16 protein-coding genes are annotated in these 15,262 nt (G+C 65.3%); 6 read left to right on the top strand and 10 right to left on the bottom strand.

The genetic code is table 11. The annotated features are described in order from the left end of the window. Nucleotides 1-3 precede the first annotated feature (3 nt). Complete coding sequence (locus tag BMW87_RS08030) at nt 4-876, bottom strand: alpha/beta hydrolase (protein WP_093075671.1); 873 nt, start codon at nt 874-876, stop codon at nt 4-6. A gap of 56 nt (nt 877-932) precedes the next feature. Continuing rightward, the gene (locus tag BMW87_RS08035; protein WP_093075672.1) at nt 933-1,493 is read right to left on the bottom strand and encodes a nucleoside 2-deoxyribosyltransferase; all 561 of its coding nucleotides are present in this window, start codon (nt 1,491-1,493) and stop codon (nt 933-935) included. Nucleotides 1,494-1,695: 202 nt separating this feature from the next. Between BMW87_RS08035 and BMW87_RS08040 the strand changes: the two genes are divergently transcribed. Then, nucleotides 1,696-2,055, top strand: a complete 360-nt coding sequence (locus BMW87_RS08040; RefSeq protein ID WP_256216700.1) for an Atu4866 domain-containing protein — start codon at nt 1,696-1,698, stop codon at nt 2,053-2,055. Between the two features lie 162 nt (nt 2,056-2,217). Then, entirely contained in the window at nt 2,218-2,976 is a 759-nt protein-coding gene (locus tag BMW87_RS08045; RefSeq protein WP_093049169.1) for an SDR family oxidoreductase, read from the top strand. Nucleotide 2,977: 1 nt separating this feature from the next. Here the strand turns inward: BMW87_RS08045 and cynS are convergent, their stop codons facing one another. The 7 genes from cynS to BMW87_RS08080 form a co-directional block, all read right to left on the bottom strand. Beyond that, complete coding sequence (gene cynS / locus BMW87_RS08050) at nt 2,978-3,421, bottom strand: cyanase (protein WP_093049166.1); 444 nt, start codon at nt 3,419-3,421, stop codon at nt 2,978-2,980. A gap of 40 nt (nt 3,422-3,461) precedes the next feature. Further along, nucleotides 3,462-4,304 (bottom strand): ABC transporter ATP-binding protein, encoded by an 843-nt coding sequence (locus tag BMW87_RS08055; protein ID WP_093075674.1) that lies wholly within the window; start codon nt 4,302-4,304, stop codon nt 3,462-3,464. A gap of 31 nt (nt 4,305-4,335) precedes the next feature. Continuing rightward, nucleotides 4,336-5,205, bottom strand: a complete 870-nt coding sequence (ntrB, locus tag BMW87_RS08060; protein WP_093075675.1) for a nitrate ABC transporter permease — start codon at nt 5,203-5,205, stop codon at nt 4,336-4,338. Nucleotides 5,206-5,208: 3 nt separating this feature from the next. After that, on the bottom strand, nt 5,209-6,492 hold the full coding sequence (locus BMW87_RS08065) for a CmpA/NrtA family ABC transporter substrate-binding protein (protein WP_371258803.1): 1,284 nt from the start codon (nt 6,490-6,492) through the stop codon (nt 5,209-5,211). A 218-nt stretch (nt 6,493-6,710) separates the two neighbouring features. Beyond that, nucleotides 6,711-7,379, bottom strand: a complete 669-nt coding sequence (locus BMW87_RS08070; protein ID WP_093075678.1) for a response regulator transcription factor — start codon at nt 7,377-7,379, stop codon at nt 6,711-6,713. 129 nt (nt 7,380-7,508) lie between these two features. Beyond that, nucleotides 7,509-8,687 (bottom strand): sensor histidine kinase, encoded by a 1,179-nt coding sequence (locus BMW87_RS08075; protein ID WP_093075680.1) that lies wholly within the window; start codon nt 8,685-8,687, stop codon nt 7,509-7,511. A 44-nt stretch (nt 8,688-8,731) separates the two neighbouring features. Further along, nucleotides 8,732-9,157: a nuclear transport factor 2 family protein gene (locus tag BMW87_RS08080; RefSeq protein WP_093075681.1), complete on the bottom strand. Its 426-nt coding sequence runs from the start codon at nt 9,155-9,157 to the stop codon at nt 8,732-8,734. 86 nt (nt 9,158-9,243) lie between these two features. Between BMW87_RS08080 and BMW87_RS08085 the strand changes: the two genes are divergently transcribed. Next, complete coding sequence (locus BMW87_RS08085) at nt 9,244-9,855, top strand: TetR/AcrR family transcriptional regulator (RefSeq protein ID WP_093075683.1); 612 nt, start codon at nt 9,244-9,246, stop codon at nt 9,853-9,855. Here the strand turns inward: BMW87_RS08085 and BMW87_RS08090 are convergent. Beyond that, complete coding sequence (locus BMW87_RS08090; protein WP_093075685.1) at nt 9,833-11,494, bottom strand: L-lactate permease; 1,662 nt, start codon at nt 11,492-11,494, stop codon at nt 9,833-9,835. The genes BMW87_RS08085 and BMW87_RS08090 overlap by 23 nt on opposite strands. 120 nt (nt 11,495-11,614) lie before the next feature. Here BMW87_RS08090 and BMW87_RS08095 point away from each other — a divergent pair, with 120 nt between their 5' ends. From BMW87_RS08095 to BMW87_RS08105, 3 genes are all read left to right on the top strand, one after another. Continuing rightward, complete coding sequence (locus tag BMW87_RS08095) at nt 11,615-12,499, top strand: LysR substrate-binding domain-containing protein (RefSeq protein WP_093075686.1); 885 nt, start codon at nt 11,615-11,617, stop codon at nt 12,497-12,499. Between the two features lie 123 nt (nt 12,500-12,622). Next, nucleotides 12,623-13,780: an alpha-hydroxy acid oxidase gene (locus BMW87_RS08100; protein WP_093049139.1), complete on the top strand. Its 1,158-nt coding sequence runs from the start codon at nt 12,623-12,625 to the stop codon at nt 13,778-13,780. Nucleotides 13,781-13,912: 132 nt separating this feature from the next. Beyond that, the gene (locus tag BMW87_RS08105) at nt 13,913-15,247 is read left to right on the top strand and encodes an MFS family transporter (RefSeq protein WP_093076064.1); all 1,335 of its coding nucleotides are present in this window, start codon (nt 13,913-13,915) and stop codon (nt 15,245-15,247) included. Nucleotides 15,248-15,262 lie beyond the last annotated feature (15 nt).

The raw sequence follows: 15,262 nt of genomic DNA on the forward strand, positions 1-15,262 counted from the left end.
CGCTCAGCGCTTCCTCACCACCCGCGCAATCCAAGCCAGCAACACCGCCTCGACTTCCTCACGGTTGACCTCGTTCAGCGTCTCGTGTCGCGCGCCGCCGAACACGTGGCACGACACATCGCGCAGCCCCGCCTCGCGGTAGCGCTGCACCAGCGGATAGAACCACTCGGCCTTGTTGCTGACCGGGTCCTCATCACCGATGAACAGATAGAGCGGCAGCTCGGGCCGGATGTGCTTGCGCATCGCGGCAGGCGTCAGGTCGGCGAGATTCGCGAACATCGAACCCAGCCCCTCGGCCGATACCGTGAAGCCGCACAGCGGATCGGCAATGTAGGCATCGACCTGCGCCGGATCGCGGCTGAGCCAGTCGAAGGGCGTGCGAACGTCTGGCAATGCGGCGTTCATGTCTTCCAGCTTGAAGCCAGACTGCAATGCGGCACCCAGCAAGTCGAGCGCCGAAGTGCCCGAGAGCACCGCGCCCGCCAGCAGCGCGCTGTGTTTGACGAGGTAGTACTGCGTGGCGAACGAGCCCATGCTGTGGCCCACAAGAATCAGCGGCAGGCCGGGATGCACGCCGCGCACGTGATGGCTCAGCAGCGCCATGTCGTCCACCAGCCCGGCGAACGCGCGCGGTCCGAACTCGCCCAGCTCTCCGCGCTCCGAAGCGCCCTTGCCATGGCCGCGGTGCTCGTTCGCATAGACCACGTAGCCGGCCTGCACCAGCGCATCCGCCAGATGCCGGTAGCGCAGCGAATGCTCGCCCATGCCGTGCGCCAGCTGGATGACGGCCCGCTGCGTCGCGCCCTGCCAGCGATGGACCTCCACCGTGACGCCGTCGTTGGCGGTCAGTTCGAAGTGGGTCTCGGTGGTGGGCATGCGGTGCTCCGATTTGAAGGGAGCACCATCCTAGGTGCTGATGAACGGAGCTTCGATCAGGGGTTTCCAGCCTCTGTCGCGTGGCGGACAGCCAGTAGCGCGGCCATCTTCTTCAACGCAGCTTCCGGCGTCGGCTCGATGTGGATCGAGCAGGCCAGCATCAGGTTCAGCGGCTGGCCGAAGTCTTCGACCGCGATGCCCGTGCCGCTTTCGCGCAGCACGTCATTCGCGTCGACCTCGCACTGCAATGCCGCCCGCGCGCGATCTGCATAGCTGCCTTCGGGCACGCCGTAGGCCACCACCGGAATCCCCAGCGCAATCGCCGCGCCAACTTCGAACACCGTGCCGGAATCGGGCTCCATGCCTCTGAAGCACTGGAGGTTGGCAACGACGCCGTCTGCGCTGCGAAGGCGCTGCAGGTTGGCTTCGTAGATCTGCATTTCCGGGGCGTCGGGGGTTTGCTCCTCGTTGCCGTCGGCGGGTAGCAGTGCCGTGAGGCCGGCCGCATCGCACGCGGCAGTCAGCCGGATGAAGTGATCTCTCGCGTCGGGACGGAAGACGTCCGGGCCCGCCAGGTAGATGCGCGGGCGGGCCGGGATCTCGGGAGATTTGTCCATCGACAGAGCATCATCGATTTCCGAGCTCGGCTCAATCTCGGCAACATGGTGTGAAGCGACTTACCGATGGATGCATCAGGCGCACGGCACCAATCCCCGGCCTTCGGGGAATCAGGCAAGAAACTCGCATAAAGCGACTACCGCCCCGCTCGCGCCTTTTTCAAGAATGGACGCTCCCTCTATTCACGACCCAAGGCGCACCATGAACACCGCACATCGCACCGGCGCAATCACCGCGCTCTCGCTGTCCCTCGCCATGGCCTCCGGGCCTTCGCAGGCCCAGGCGCAACGCCCCAGGCTGCTCGAAGACCCGAAACGCTACGTGGGCATGTGGGTGACACAAGACGGCCATATCCGCCACGAACTGCTTCCAAACGGCCGCTACGACGAAGCCCGTGGCACGCGCCAGAGCGCCTACCAGGGCCGCTACACGCTCACTGGCAATCACATCGACTACGTCGACGACACCGGCTTCACGGCCGACGGCGAGTTCCGCGAAGGCGTGCTGTACCACGCCGGCATGGTGCTCTACCGCGAAAGCAAAAGCACTACGCGGCGCTGAGCGGCAACCGGATCAGCCTCGCGTTTTGCAGGATCAGGCAAAAACCACGTTCGATTCGGATACCACCTCAAGCACCTCGGAAGCGAAACTTCTTTCCATGCCCGGCTCATGCTCTTTTCTGCGTGAGCCCCACGGCAACCAGACCAGCACGAGGAGTTCTCCATGACCGCAATCCAGGAAAAAGTCGTTCTCATCACCGGCGCGAGCAGCGGCATCGGCGAAGCGACCGCGCGGCTGCTTGCGCGGCGCGGCGCCAAGGTGGTGCTCGGTGCGCGCCGCACTGACAGGCTCGCGGCACTCGTGGCCGAAATCGAGGCCACGGGCGGCACGGCGAGCTTCCAGCGGCTCGACGTGACGCACCGGCCCGACGTGGAAGCCTTTGCCGAATTCGCCCTCGAGACGCATGAGCAGATCGACGTGCTCGTCAACGCCGCGGGCGTGATGCCGATGTCGCCGCTGTGGAACCGCAAGATCGAGGAGTGGGAACTCATGATCGACGTGAATCTGCGCGGCGTGCTGCTCGGCATCGCGGCCGTGCTGCCGACGATGCAGGAGCAGGGCTGGGGCCACATCGTGAACGTGGCGCCGGTGGCGATGCAGGGCGTGTCGCCCAACTCGGCCGTGTACCACGGCACGCAGTACGCGGTGAACGCGATCTCCGAGGGGCTGCGGCAGGAGCACGCCGGCCGCCTGCACGTGACGGTGGTGAGCCCCGACGTGAACGGCCCGAGCGACCCGCTGGCCGAGCGCATCGCGGCCAGCTACGCCCGCGAACGCATGCGCACGAACCGGCGGCTTGCAGTGCCGGTGGATGCCGTGGCCCGGTCGATTGCCGGGGCCATCGAAGGCTATGGCATCACGGCCGGAGCGATGCGGCCGCCCAGCAGGCAGAAGCCGCATCCCTCCGTGTACGTCCAGTAATTCAATAAGTCTTGTACGGCAGGAACTTGCCCGACAGCACCACGTTGACGCGGTCGCCCTTCGGGTCGGCCTGGCGCTGGATGTCCATGCTGAAGTCGATGGCGCTCATGATGCCGTCGCCGAACTCTTCATGGATCAGCTCCTTGATGGTGGTGCCGTACACGCTCACCACCTCGTACCAGCGGTAGATGAGCGGATCGGTCGGCACAGGCGTGGGCAGCGAGCCCTTGTAGGGCACCACCTGCAGCCACTTCTGTTCCTCGACCGTGAGGCCGAAGATCTTGCCGATGACCTTGGCCTGCTTGTCGTCGAGCGTCATCTGGCCGAGGCAAGCGGCGGTGGTCCACTCTTTCGAGAGACCGACCTTCCTGGCCACGTCGGCCCACTGGATGCCCTTGCTCACCTTGACGGTGATGATTTTCTCGGTGACGTCGTTGCGGTTCATGCGGGTTTGCTCCTGATTGGATTGAAGAAAAGCGGAAGGCTCACGACGCCTTCGCGCGCGTGACGAGAAAGTCGACGATGTGATTGCGCAGCGCGTAGTAGCCGTCGAGGTGGTGCAGCGAGGCGCGCGTGCGCTCGCGCGGCAGCGGGTTGACCACCGTCTCGACGATGTTCCCCGCACGGTAGCCGCCCTGCGGCAGGTCGGCGCCATTGGTCATCAGCAGGATGCGGTCGGCCAGCAGGATGGCCTCGTCCACGTCGTGCGTGATCATGAAGACGGTCTGCTGCGTCTGCCGCACGATGGCCATCAATTCATCTTGAATGGTGCCGCGCGTGAGCGCATCGAGCGCGCCGAAGGGCTCGTCGAGCAGCAGCATCTTGGGCTGGATGGCAAAGGCGCGCGCAATGCCCACACGCTGCTTCATGCCGCCCGAAAGCTGCGACGGCTTCTTGTCGATGGCCGCCTGCAGGCCGACCATGGCAACGAAGCGCTCCACCTGCGCATCGACCTGCGCGGCCGACCAGTCGGGCCAGCGCGAAACCACGGCGAACGCGATGTTCTTGCGCACGGTGAGCCACGGCATGAGCGCATGGCTCTGGAACACCACGCCGCGCTCCAGGCTGGGGCCCGCCACCTCGCGTCCATCCATGAAGACGTGGCCTGCGCTGGCCTGGTCGAGGCCTGCCAGCACGTTGAGGATGGTGGTCTTGCCGCAGCCCGAGTGGCCGATGATGCAGACGAATTCGCCACGGTCGAGGGTGAACGACACGTCCGCGAACACAGGCCGTGTTGGCACAAAGGCCTTGGCGAGCCCTTCGATGCGCAGGAAGCCGCGGGCGCCTGGCGCCTCCACGGCGGCAGTGGATGCAACGGGTTGAGTCATGACTTCGCCTTGGGTCGCAAGATCGGTGCGCTCACTCCACATACGTCACCTTCCGCTGCAGGCCCGCGAAGGCCTGGTCGAGCAGCATGCCCACGACACCGATCAGCAAGATCGCGAAGATCACGTTGGTGAGCGACAGGTTGTTCCACTCGTTCCACACGAAGTAGCCGATGCCCGTGCCGCCCACCAGCATCTCGGCCGCCACGATGACAAGCCACGCAATGCTCATGCTGATGCGCATGCCCGTGAGGATGGTCGGCGCTGCCGCCGGCAGGATCACGCGGAACGCGCGGCGCAGCGGCTTCACCTCGAGCGTGCTGGCCACGTTGAGCCATTCGCGCTTGACCGAGGCCACGCCGAAGGCCGTGTTCAGCAGCATCGGCCACACCGAGCAGATGAAGATCACGAAGATGCCGCTGACCGACGAGTCCTTGATGGTGTAGAGCGCCAGCGGCATCCACGCCAGCGGCGAGATCGGCTTGAGCACCTGTATGAACGGATCGAATGCCTTGTGCAGCAGCGGCGACATGCCGATGACGAAGCCCAGCGGCACTGCAACCAGGCACGCCAACGCAAAGCCCAACCCCACGCGTGCCAGCGAATAGGCCAACTGGATGGCAATGCCCTTGTCGTTGGGCCCGTTGTCGTAGAACGGATTCGACAGGTGCTTCCACGCGGTGGCGCCCATCTCGGCCGGCGTGGGAAAGCCCGAACTCTTCACCTGGCCCTGCGTCGGGTCCTTGCCAAGCATCTTCTGGTATTCGATCTGCTCGGCTGTCATGCCTGCTACAGCGGAGGCACCGGTGGTCGGTGCGGTCGCCAGCTGCCACACGCCGACCAGCAGCAGGAACATCAGCAGCGACACCAGCGCCGCCTTGAACGAGAGGGCCTTCTTCGGCATGGCTCAGGCCATCTTCGCAATGGCGAAGCTCTTGACGTAGTCGTCGGGCTTCGCCGGATCGAACACTTTGCCCATGATCGTGAACTTGGGGTAGGCGCCATCGGGCACGGCCTGGCCCAGGTCCTTCATGCGCTTCTTCGCGTCGGTGAGCAGGAAGACTTTTTCGGCGATCTGCTTGTAGTTGATGTCGCCTTTCACGTAGCCCCAGCGCTTCATCTGCGTGAGCATCCACACGGCCATCGATTGCCAGGGAATAGGGTCGAAGTCGGCTCGGTCGGGCACGGTGCGGATGTTGCCCAGCCCGTCGGCAAACTTGCCGGTGAGCACCTGCATGAGCACGGTCTCGGGCTGGTTCAGGTACTGCGCGGGCGCGATCACCTTCGCGATGAGCTCGCGGTTCTTCGGATCGCGCGCCATGGCCGATGCGGTGAGCACCGAGCGCACCAGCGCGGCGAAAGTGTTGGGGTTCTTCTCGATGAACTCGGTCGAGGAGCCGAAGGCGCAGCACGGGTGGCCGTTCCACAACTCTTTGGTGAGCAGGTGGATGAAGCCGATTTCCTCGAACACGGCGCGCTGGTTGAACGGGTCGGGGCCGAGGTAGCCGTCGATGTTGCCGGCGCGCAGGTTGGCCACCATCTCGGGCGGCGGCACCACGCGGATCTGGATGTCGGTGTCGGGGTTCAGGCCCGCTTCCGCCACGTAGTAGCGCAGCAGGAAGTTGTGCATGCTGTACTCGAAGGGCACGGCGAACTTCATGCCCTTCCAGGTTTTCGGGTCGCGCTTGTCCTTGTGCTTGTTGGCCAGGGTGATGGCCTGACCGTTGGTGTTCTGGATGGTCGCGACGTTCATGGGCACCGCGTTGGAGCCCGCGCCCATCGAAATGGCCAGCGGCATGGGCGACAGGAAGTGTGTAGCGTCGTACTCCTTGTTGAGCATCTTGTCGCGGATGAGCGCCCAGCCCGCCGTCTTCACCACTTCCACGTCGAGGCCCTGCTTCTGATAGAAGCCCAGCGGGTGCGCCATGATGAGCGGCGTTGCGCAGGTGATTGGAATGAAGCCGATCTTGAGCCTGGTCTTCTCGAGCGGCGCTTTCTCCTGCGCCATGGCCTGCAGCGCGCCGAGCGGAAATACCGAGGCGATGGCGGCGCGCGCGGTGTTGGCGCCAACGGCGCGCAGGAAGCCGCGCCGCACGCTGTCGACAGGGAACAGCGCCTTCATGAGGCTGGCTTCGAGCTTGTCTTCTGGCAGCACCCCCGCGCCGTGCACGCGCCCGCAGGCGCAGCGCATCTTCAGTGGCCGGTCGGCATCGTAGGGATCGCAGGCGGTCTGTTCGCGCGGGCTGGACATGGTGGTGCACCTCGTTGGAAAGATGCAGCAGCCGTTGCAAGCGCCGGGCCGGAAATGCGCCGCAACTCCCTTTCGACACGTTGCGGCTCCAGATCGTGCCGCCGATGTCGAGGCCTTGTAGGGCTGGCACTACAAGCCGGTGCACACCGGCCGTGTTTTCAGCCAGTCGCACCCTGCTTGCCGTGGCGTTCGGCATACAGGGCCAGTTCCACGTCGTTCTTGGTGCCGGTCTTTTCGAGGATGCGCGCGCGGTAGGTGCTCACGGTGTTGGGCGCCAGGCCCAGCTGCGCACCGATTTCGCTCACGCTGTGCCCGGCGCTGAGCAGGCGGTACACCTGATGCTCGCGGTGCGAGAGCATTTCGGCGCCCTGCCCGGCGCCACGGCCCACGGCAGTGGCCAGTGCCTCGGCCGTGGCCGCCGACACATACAACCCACCGGCCGCCACCTTGCGCACCGCACCGACCATGTCGTCGGCGTCGGCGCTCTTGTTGAGATAGCCCGAGGCGCCGAGCTTGATGCAGCGTACGGCGTACTGCTTCTCGGGGTACGTGCTGAGCATCAGCACGGGGAGCGTGGGCCACTGTTTGCGCAAGGCTTGCAGCACGTCGAGGCCGTCGCGGCCCGGCAATGCGATGTCGAGCAGGACCACGTCGAGGCCTTCCTGGCCTCCGAGCGCCTGTACCGTTTCCAGCACTTCCGGGCCGGTCTGTGCTTCGGCGCGCACGGTCATGGTGGGCAGGCCGTTGGAGAGGTCGCCGAGCATCTGCTTGAGGCCCTCTCGCACGATGCGGTGGTCGTCGGCTATCAGTACGCGGATGTCGGTCATCTCATTTGTCCGTGTTTTCTTGTTCTTGTTCGGGGTGCGTGCGGATGACACCGGGTACTCCCCTCCGCGAATGTCCCCCGTCGGCGTGATCGCGCCCCAAACCGACGCAGCAAATCGAAAGACAGGGCTTCATGGCAGCGGCAGGTGCAAAAAGAAGGTGCTTCCCTCCCCCACGTGGCTTTCGATATCTATGCGCCCGCCGAAGTGGCGCGCACGCTCTCGCATGCCGAGCACGCCATAGGAAGTGGCAGCCTCGAAGGCCTGCGCCGGTGCACCGACACCGTCGTCGCGCACGCTGATGCTCAGTTGCTCTTGTTCGACACCGATGCGAATGTCGAGGCTGTGCGCCCGCGCATGCCGGCCGACGTTGCTCAGCATCTCCTGGAAGATACGGAACACTGCAATAGCCGCAGGCTCGGGCAGCTCCACGCCAGGCGGCACGTCGAAGCGCCAGTCCAGTTCGAGCTCCGCCGCCTGCACGAACTCGTGCGCCTGCCATTCGAGCGCGGCCCACAGGCCCTGATGGTCGAGGATGCTGGGACGCAGGTCGGTGATGATGCGCCCCACGTTGTCTACCGCGCGTTCGATGAGCTGGCTCATGTTCGTGCACTTGCAGCGCATCTGGTCGCGCATGGCTTGTGCCGCGTCGGGCGTGCGCTCCTGCTGTTCGCCCAGGCGCTTGCCGATCCAGTTGACGTCCATCTTCAGCGCCACCAGCAGGCTTCCGAGCTCGTCGTGCACCTCGCGCGCGATGCGGGTTCGCTCGTCTTCGCGCACCTTGTCGAGCCAGGCAGAGAGTTCGCGCAGTTGCACCAGCGCGTCGCTGAGTTCGCGGGTGCGCTCTTGTACGCGCAGGCCGAGTTCGTCCTTGGCCTGCTGCAAGGCTTCGGCCTGGCGGCGGCGTTCGGTGATATCGACAAAGGTGATGACGGCGCCGCGCACCTGCGCGCCATCCATGATGGGGTGGCTCGAATATTCGACCGCGAAGGCGGTGCCGTCGCGGCGCCAGAACACCTCGGTGTCGATGCGGCACGGCAGGCCGCGTCTGAAGGCGTTGAAGATGGGGCAGTCGGTGTCGGCGTAGTGCGAACCGTCGGGGTGCGAGTGGTGCGTGAGCTCGTGCATGTTCGAACCGAGCACGTCGCGCACCTCGTGGCCGAGCATCTGCGCGCCGGCCCGGTTGATGAACATGCAATGACCGTCCAGGTCGATGCCGAAGATGCCCTCGCCCGTCGACTCAAGCAGCAGGCCAAGCTGGTGCTGCCAGAGCGGGTGGCTGGCGGTCGGGTTCAGTAAGGGCGTCTCCATGCACCAAAAGCAAGCAACAGCCGTGCCCGCAGCACCCGGCAAGGTCAGGTGCGCGCCCAGTGGAACTTGCGATCCGCCTCCTTGATGGGCTGGTCGTTGATGCTCGCAAAGCGCCTTTGCATCAGGCCGTTCTCCGCGAACTCCCAGTTCTCGTTGCCGTGGCTGCGATACCAATGGCCCGCGTCGTCGTGCCATTCGTACTCGAAGCGCACCGCGATGCGGTTGTCCATGAAGGCCCACAGCTGCTTCTTCAGCCGGTAGTCGAGCTCGCGCACCCACTTGCGCGACAAGAATTCGACCACCTGCTCGCGGCCATTGACGAACTCGGCGCGGTTGCGCCATTCAGTGTCGGGCGTGTAGGCCAGGCTCACGCGCACGGGGTCGCGCGAGTTCCAGGCGTCTTCGGCAGCCTGGACTTTCCTGGTGGCCGATTCAAGGGTGAAGGGCGGCAGCGGCGGGCGGGATTCCATGAGGGTCTTTCGTTGAAGTGGTGAAGGGGAATGCGCCGCAATGTGCCACATGTAGACAGACCTGTCTACATGCCTACAATCGCGGCATGGACATCTCCGTCATCTCTGCGCTGCCTGCGCGCGAGCGCATCCTTCTCACCGCGCACGACCTCTTCTATGCCGACGGCATTCGCGCCACCGGCATCGACCGCGTCATTGCCGCGTCGGGCGTCACCAAGGTCACCTTCTACCGGCACTTTCCTTCGAAGGACGACCTGGTGCGAGCCTTTCTCGACCACCGGCACGGACGATGGATGGCATGGTTCATCGATGCGCTCGGCCGGCGCGGCGCGCAGCAGCGCATCGGCGACGCACAGGCGCTGGAGATGCTGGCCGACGTGATGGCCGAATGGTTTGCCGACCCGGTGTTCCGCGGCTGCGCGTTCATCAACTCGGTGGTGGAAGTGGGCACGAGCGTGGCCGGTGCCAGCGAAATCGCGCGCGAGCACAAGCGCGAGATGGTCGAGGTAATTGCGGGCCTCATGCCCGACGGACCACAGCGCACGGCCATTGCGCAGGCGGCCGCGCTGGGCGTCGACGGCGCCATCGTCAAGGCGCAGATGGGCGACGCCGCACTCGCGCGCGAAGCGGTCGACGACCTGCGCCGCTTGCTTCAGGCGCTGACAGCCGCGCTCGTCACTTCACGACCATCAGCGTGAACGGCCACACATAAGCCTGCAAGGTCACGTAGAAGCCCACGAGGCAGGCCAGCGCGATGGAGTGGAAGAAGACGTAGCGAAGGATCTCGCCTTCGTGGTTGAACCAGCGCGTGGCGGTGGAGGCAACCACGATCGACTGTGCATCGATCATCTTGCCCATCACGCCGCCCGAGCTGTTGGCCGCGCCCATCAGGTTCGGGCTCAGGCCCAGCTGGTCGGCAGCCACCTTCTGCATACCGCCGAAGAGCACGTTCGACGCCGTGTCGGAGCCCGTGAGCGCCACGCCCAGCCAGCCCATCAGCGTGCCGAAGAACGGGTAGAACATGCCGGTGTTGGCAAAGGCCAGCCCCAGCGTGGTGTCCAGCCCCGAGTAGCGCGTGAGCGTTCCCAGCGCGAGCATCAGCATGATGGTGAGCAGCGAGAACTTCACCAGCCACAGCGTGCGGCCATAGGCGGCCACGAGCTGGATCGGGTTGTACTTCATCACCAGCCCGCCCACGATGGCCGACACCAGGATGCCGGTGCCCGTGGCCGAGAGCAGCAGCAGCTGGTACACAGCGCCCTCCTTCGTCGGCTTGGGCACCACGGGCGCCACCTTCTCGATCATGTTGTGCAGCCCCTCGATGGGGAAGTTGGGCGCGAAGATGCCGTTGAGCCAGGTCTTCACCACAGGCAGGCCCCAGATGAACACGAACACCGTGAGAATGAGCCACGGCGTCCAGGCGCGGATCACGGCGGCGCTCGAATGCTTCGCGGGCGCAACGGCCGGGCCGGCCTCGCCGCCGTCGGTTTCGTGCCCCTTGAGCGACACCGAGGTCCAGATCTTCTTCGGCTTCCACACGCGCAGGAACAGCACCAGGCAAACCATCGACACGATGGCCGCGATGATGTCCACCAGCTCGGGACCGATGTAGTTCGACACCAGGAACTGCGGAATCGCAAAGGACACGCCCGTCACCAGGATGGCCGGCCACACCTCCATCATTCCCTTGCGCCCCGCGAAGGCCCAGATGAGCCAGAACGGCACCAGTAGCGAGAAGAACGGCAGCTGCCGCCCGATCATCGCGGTGACCGCCATCAGGTCGTAGCCGTGCACCTTGGCCAGCGTGATGACCGGTGTGCCCAGCGCGCCGAAGGCAACCGGCGCCGTGTTGGCAATGAGCGAGAGCCCCGAGGCCGCGAGCGGCGAGAAGCCCAGCCCGATGAGAATGGCCGCCGTGACCGCCACCGGCGTGCCGAAGCCGGCCGCACCTTCGAAGAAGGCACCGAAGGCAAAGGCGATGAGCAGCAGCTGCAGGCGCCTGTCTTCCGTGATGCCGGCAATGGAGTCCTGCAGTATCTGGAAGCTGCCGTTCTGCTGCGTGAGCTGCTGCAGGAAGATGATGTTCAGCACGATCCAGCCAATGGGCAGCAGGCCGGTGATGCCGCCCAGAAAGGCCGCCTTGCCCGCCATGTCGGCCGGCATGCCGAAAGCGAACACCGCGATGACCACCGCACTCAGCAGGCCGAGCCCCGCCGCGTAGTGCGCCTTGACGTGAAGCAACCCGAGGCACACCAGCATCACCACCACCGGTATCGCGGCCAGTGCCGTCGATACGATCATGTTGCCGAACGGGTTGTAAACCTGTTGCCAGACCATGCGCTTGTCTCCTCTTTGTTGGAATCTTTTTGAGTCGGCAACACGAGGCGGGAATGGTCCTGCCACGAGCGGCCGAAAGCGTTCGCTACCATCCTAACCCGCTCCCCTCGCCAGCAAAAGATGGTTTCTCCGCGTCTCCCCTCGACCCAGGGCCTGCAGGCCTTCGAGGCCGTTGCACGCCTGCGCAGCGTGAACCTCGCCGCCGAAGAGCTCAGCGTGACGCCCAGCGCGGTGAGCCACCGCATCCGCCAGCTCGAACTGCTGCTGGGGCTGAAGTTCTTCGTGGGTAGCGATTTCAGCCTCAGCGCCGACGGCATGGCCTACCTGGCGCGCGTGCGCGAGGCCATTGCGGCGCTGCAGCAGGTGCCGGGCCGCGAGCCCGAGTCGCAGGTGCGGCGGCTGCGCGTGGCGGTCACGCCGACCTTCTCGCGGCAGATGCTGCTGCCGCGGCTCGCGCGATTTCGCGACGCGTACCCGAACATCGAGCTGATGCTGCAGGTGACCATGCCGGTGCGCAACGTCACGGTCGAAGAGGCCGACATCGAGTTGCGCTTCGGCACCGGGCCCTTTCACGATCGCGAGTTTGTCCAACTGCTGGCCGACGAGGTCTCGCCGGTGTGCAGCCCCGCCTACCTGAAGCGCCACGGCCCCTTCGACGGCTTTGCCACCGATGCCGAGGTGTCGCGCGCGCAGTTGCTGCGCACGCCGCTGGAGTCGTGGCGCACCTGGTTCAAGGCCTGCGGCGTGGGCCTGCCCGAGCCGGCCACGGGACACCAGTTCAACGACCTCGGGCTGGCGCTCGACGCGGCGGCCGAAGATTTCGGCGTGGTGCTGATGCACCTGCGGCTGGGCAGCGCCTGGCTCGACAACGGGCGGCTGGTGCGGCTGTCGCAGCGCAGCGTGCCTTCGCCCAACGCCTACTTCCTGTGCTGGCGGCCCGGCGCCATGGAGCGCTGGGAGTGCGCGACCTTCGTCGAGTGGCTGCGCGAGGCCCTGCGCAAGTGAAGCGACCGATCTGAATTTTTTTCAGTTGCGAGCCCGGCTTTTTTCAGATGGCGCACCGGAGCGCCTGCCGATAATGGCCGGTTCGCCTTCGTCAATCCACAAGAACCAGCCAGGAGACAGCCCGTGTCCGACCTTTCCAAGATCACCAGCATCGAAGACCTGCGGGTGATCGCCAAGCGGCGTGTGCCGAAGATGTTCTACGACTACGCCGACTCCGGCGCCTGGACCGAGGGCACCTACCGCGCCAACGAGAGCGACTTCCAGAAGATCAAGCTGCGCCAGCGCGTGGCCGTGAACATGGAAGGCCGCTCCACCCGTACCACCATGGTCGGCCAGGAGGCCGCAATGCCCGTGGCCATTGCGCCCACCGGCCTCACCGGCATGCAGCATGCCGACGGCGAGATCCTCGGCGCGCGCGCAGCCAAGGCCTTCGGCATTCCGTTCACGCTGTCGACCATGAGCATCTGCTCGCTCGAAGACATTGCCGAAGGCACCGACCGCCATCCCTTCTGGTTCCAGCTCTACGTGATGAAGGACCGCGACTTCATCGAACGCCTGATCGAGCGCGCAAAGGCCGCCAACGTCACGGCCCTGCAGCTCACGCTCGACCTGCAGATCCTCGGGCAGCGCCACAAGGACATCAAGAACGGCCTCACAGCGCCGCCCAAGCCCACCATCAAGAACCTGATCAACCTGGCCACCAAGCCGCGCTGGTGCATGGGCATGCTGGGCACCAAGCGCCGCACCTTCGGCAACATCGCGGGCCACGCCAAGGGCGTGAAAGACCTGTCGTCGCTGTCGTCATGGACCGCCGAGCAGTTCGACCCCGCGCTGAGCTGGGCCGATGTCGAATGGATCAAGAAGCTCTGGGGCGGCAAGCTCATCCTCAAGGGCATCATGGACGTGGAAGACGCGCGCCTTGCAGCCTCGAGCGGCGCCGATGCGCTCATCGTGTCGAACCACGGCGGCCGGCAGCTCGACGGCGCACCTTCATCCATTGCTGCGCTGCCCGCCATCGTCGACGCGGTGGGCACCGAGATCGAGGTGTGGATGGACGGCGGCATCCGCAGCGGGCAAGACGTGCTTAAGGCCCGCGCGCTGGGCGCACGCGGCACCATGATCGGCCGCAGCTTCCTGTATGGCCTGGGCGCCTACGGGCAAGAGGGCGTAACGCGCGCGCTGCAGCTCATCCACAAGGAGCTCGACATCACGATGGCTTTCTGCGGCCGCACGAACATCGACGAAGTCGATTCGAGCATCCTGCTGCCGGGTACGTTCTAGGCTTGCCTGAAGGCCTCCCGAAGGCCACTTCGGGGGTAGGCCGATGCGGCGTTGACCGACACGCCGCAGCCTCTTGCCGGCGCAGAATGTTTTGGCAACAACAACATTGCCTGCACGGCACAAGAAGGCACCATGAGCGCAGTCACGCCTGTTCCGGGAGGCCCAGCGGCCTCTGCTTCGCCACTCCCGCACTACACGGCCGAAGAAAAGCGCCACCGCGTCTTCGCGATCATGGCGGCCTCTTCCGGCAACCTGGTCGAGTGGTTCGACTTCTATGTGTATGCGTTCTCGGCGCTGTACTTTGCGCCGGCCTTCTTTCCCAAATCGGACCCCACCGCCCAGTTGCTGAACACCGCCGGCGTGTTCGCGGCCGGCTTCCTGATGCGGCCCATCGGCGGCTGGCTCTTCGGCCGCGTGGCCGACCGGCTGGGGCGCAAGACGTCGATGCTGATCTCGGTGACGATGATGTGCGCCGGCTCGCTCGTCATCGCGTGCCTGCCGACTCACGCGCAGATAGGCGCGTGGGCGCCCTTCCTGCTGCTGATCTGCCGCCTGTTCCAGGGGCTGTCGGTCGGCGGCGAATACGGCACCACCGCCACCTACATGAGCGAGGTGGCACTGCGCGGCCAGCGCGGCTTCTTCTCGTCATTCCAGTACGTCACGCTGATCGGCGGGCAACTGCTCGCGGTGCTGGTGATCGTGGTGCTCGAACAACTGCTGACCGAGGCCGAACTCAAGGCCTGGGGCTGGCGTGTTCCGTTCGTCATCGGCGCCATCGCAGCGGTTGTCGCGCTGCTGCTGCGCCGCACGCTGCATGAAACGCAGACCGACGAAGCCAAGAAGAACAAGGAGGCCGGCAGCATGGCCGGCCTGTTCAGGCATCACACGCCCGCCTTCCTCACGGTGCTGGGCTACACGGCCGGCGGCTCGCTGATCTTCTACACCTTCACCACGTACATGCAGAAGTACCTGGTGAACACCGTGCACCTGCCCATCAAGACCGCAAGTTATGTGATGACCGGGGCGCTGTTCGCCTACATGTGCATGCAGCCGGTGTTCGGCGCGCTGTCGGACCGCATCGGGCGGCGCAACAACATGCTGCTGTTCGGCGGACTCGGCGCGCTGACGACCGTGCCCATCCTTACCGCACTGCAGCACACGACGAGCCCGGTGATGGCTTTCGTGCTGATCATCGTGGCGCTGGCCATCGTGAGCTTCTACACGTCGATCAGCGGGATCGTGAAGGCGGAGATGTTCCCGCCTGAAGTACGGGCGCTGGGCGTAGGACTGGCCTATGCCGTGGCCAACGCGATCTTCGGCGGCTCGGCCGAATACGTGGCGCTGGGACTCAAGTCACTGGGACACGAGTCGGCGTTCTTCTGGTACGTGAGCGCGATGATGGTGATCGCGTTCCTGGTGAGCCTGCGCCTGCCGAGGCAAGCGAGCTACCTTCATCACGATCACTGAACCAACACTGGCGGC

Origin of the sequence: Variovorax sp. OV084, from assembly GCF_900111625.1 — a bacterium.
GTDB lineage: Bacteria > Pseudomonadota > Gammaproteobacteria > Burkholderiales > Burkholderiaceae_C > Variovorax.

Bases quoted from the DNA above. Each gene is read 5' to 3' on its own strand.
- BMW87_RS08030 (WP_093075671.1), bottom strand. From the start codon at position 876: ATGCCCACCACCGAGACCCACTTCGAACTGACCGCCAACGACGGCGTC.
- BMW87_RS08035 (WP_093075672.1), bottom strand. From the start codon at position 1,493: ATGGACAAATCTCCCGAGATCCCGGCCCGCCCGCGCATCTACCTGGCG.
- BMW87_RS08040 (WP_256216700.1), top strand. From the start codon at position 1,696: ATGAACACCGCACATCGCACCGGCGCAATCACCGCGCTCTCGCTGTCC.
- BMW87_RS08045 (WP_093049169.1), top strand. From the start codon at position 2,218: ATGACCGCAATCCAGGAAAAAGTCGTTCTCATCACCGGCGCGAGCAGC.
- cynS (WP_093049166.1), bottom strand. From the start codon at position 3,421: ATGAACCGCAACGACGTCACCGAGAAAATCATCACCGTCAAGGTGAGC.
- BMW87_RS08055 (WP_093075674.1), bottom strand. From the start codon at position 4,304: ATGACTCAACCCGTTGCATCCACTGCCGCCGTGGAGGCGCCAGGCGCC.
- ntrB (WP_093075675.1), bottom strand. From the start codon at position 5,205: ATGCCGAAGAAGGCCCTCTCGTTCAAGGCGGCGCTGGTGTCGCTGCTG.
- BMW87_RS08065 (WP_371258803.1), bottom strand. From the start codon at position 6,492: ATGCGCTGCGCCTGCGGGCGCGTGCACGGCGCGGGGGTGCTGCCAGAA.
- BMW87_RS08070 (WP_093075678.1), bottom strand. From the start codon at position 7,379: ATGACCGACATCCGCGTACTGATAGCCGACGACCACCGCATCGTGCGA.
- BMW87_RS08075 (WP_093075680.1), bottom strand. From the start codon at position 8,687: ATGGAGACGCCCTTACTGAACCCGACCGCCAGCCACCCGCTCTGGCAG.
- BMW87_RS08080 (WP_093075681.1), bottom strand. From the start codon at position 9,157: ATGGAATCCCGCCCGCCGCTGCCGCCCTTCACCCTTGAATCGGCCACC.
- BMW87_RS08085 (WP_093075683.1), top strand. From the start codon at position 9,244: ATGGACATCTCCGTCATCTCTGCGCTGCCTGCGCGCGAGCGCATCCTT.
- BMW87_RS08090 (WP_093075685.1), bottom strand. From the start codon at position 11,494: ATGGTCTGGCAACAGGTTTACAACCCGTTCGGCAACATGATCGTATCG.
- BMW87_RS08095 (WP_093075686.1), top strand. From the start codon at position 11,615: ATGGTTTCTCCGCGTCTCCCCTCGACCCAGGGCCTGCAGGCCTTCGAG.
- BMW87_RS08105 (WP_093076064.1), top strand. From the start codon at position 13,913: ATGAGCGCAGTCACGCCTGTTCCGGGAGGCCCAGCGGCCTCTGCTTCG.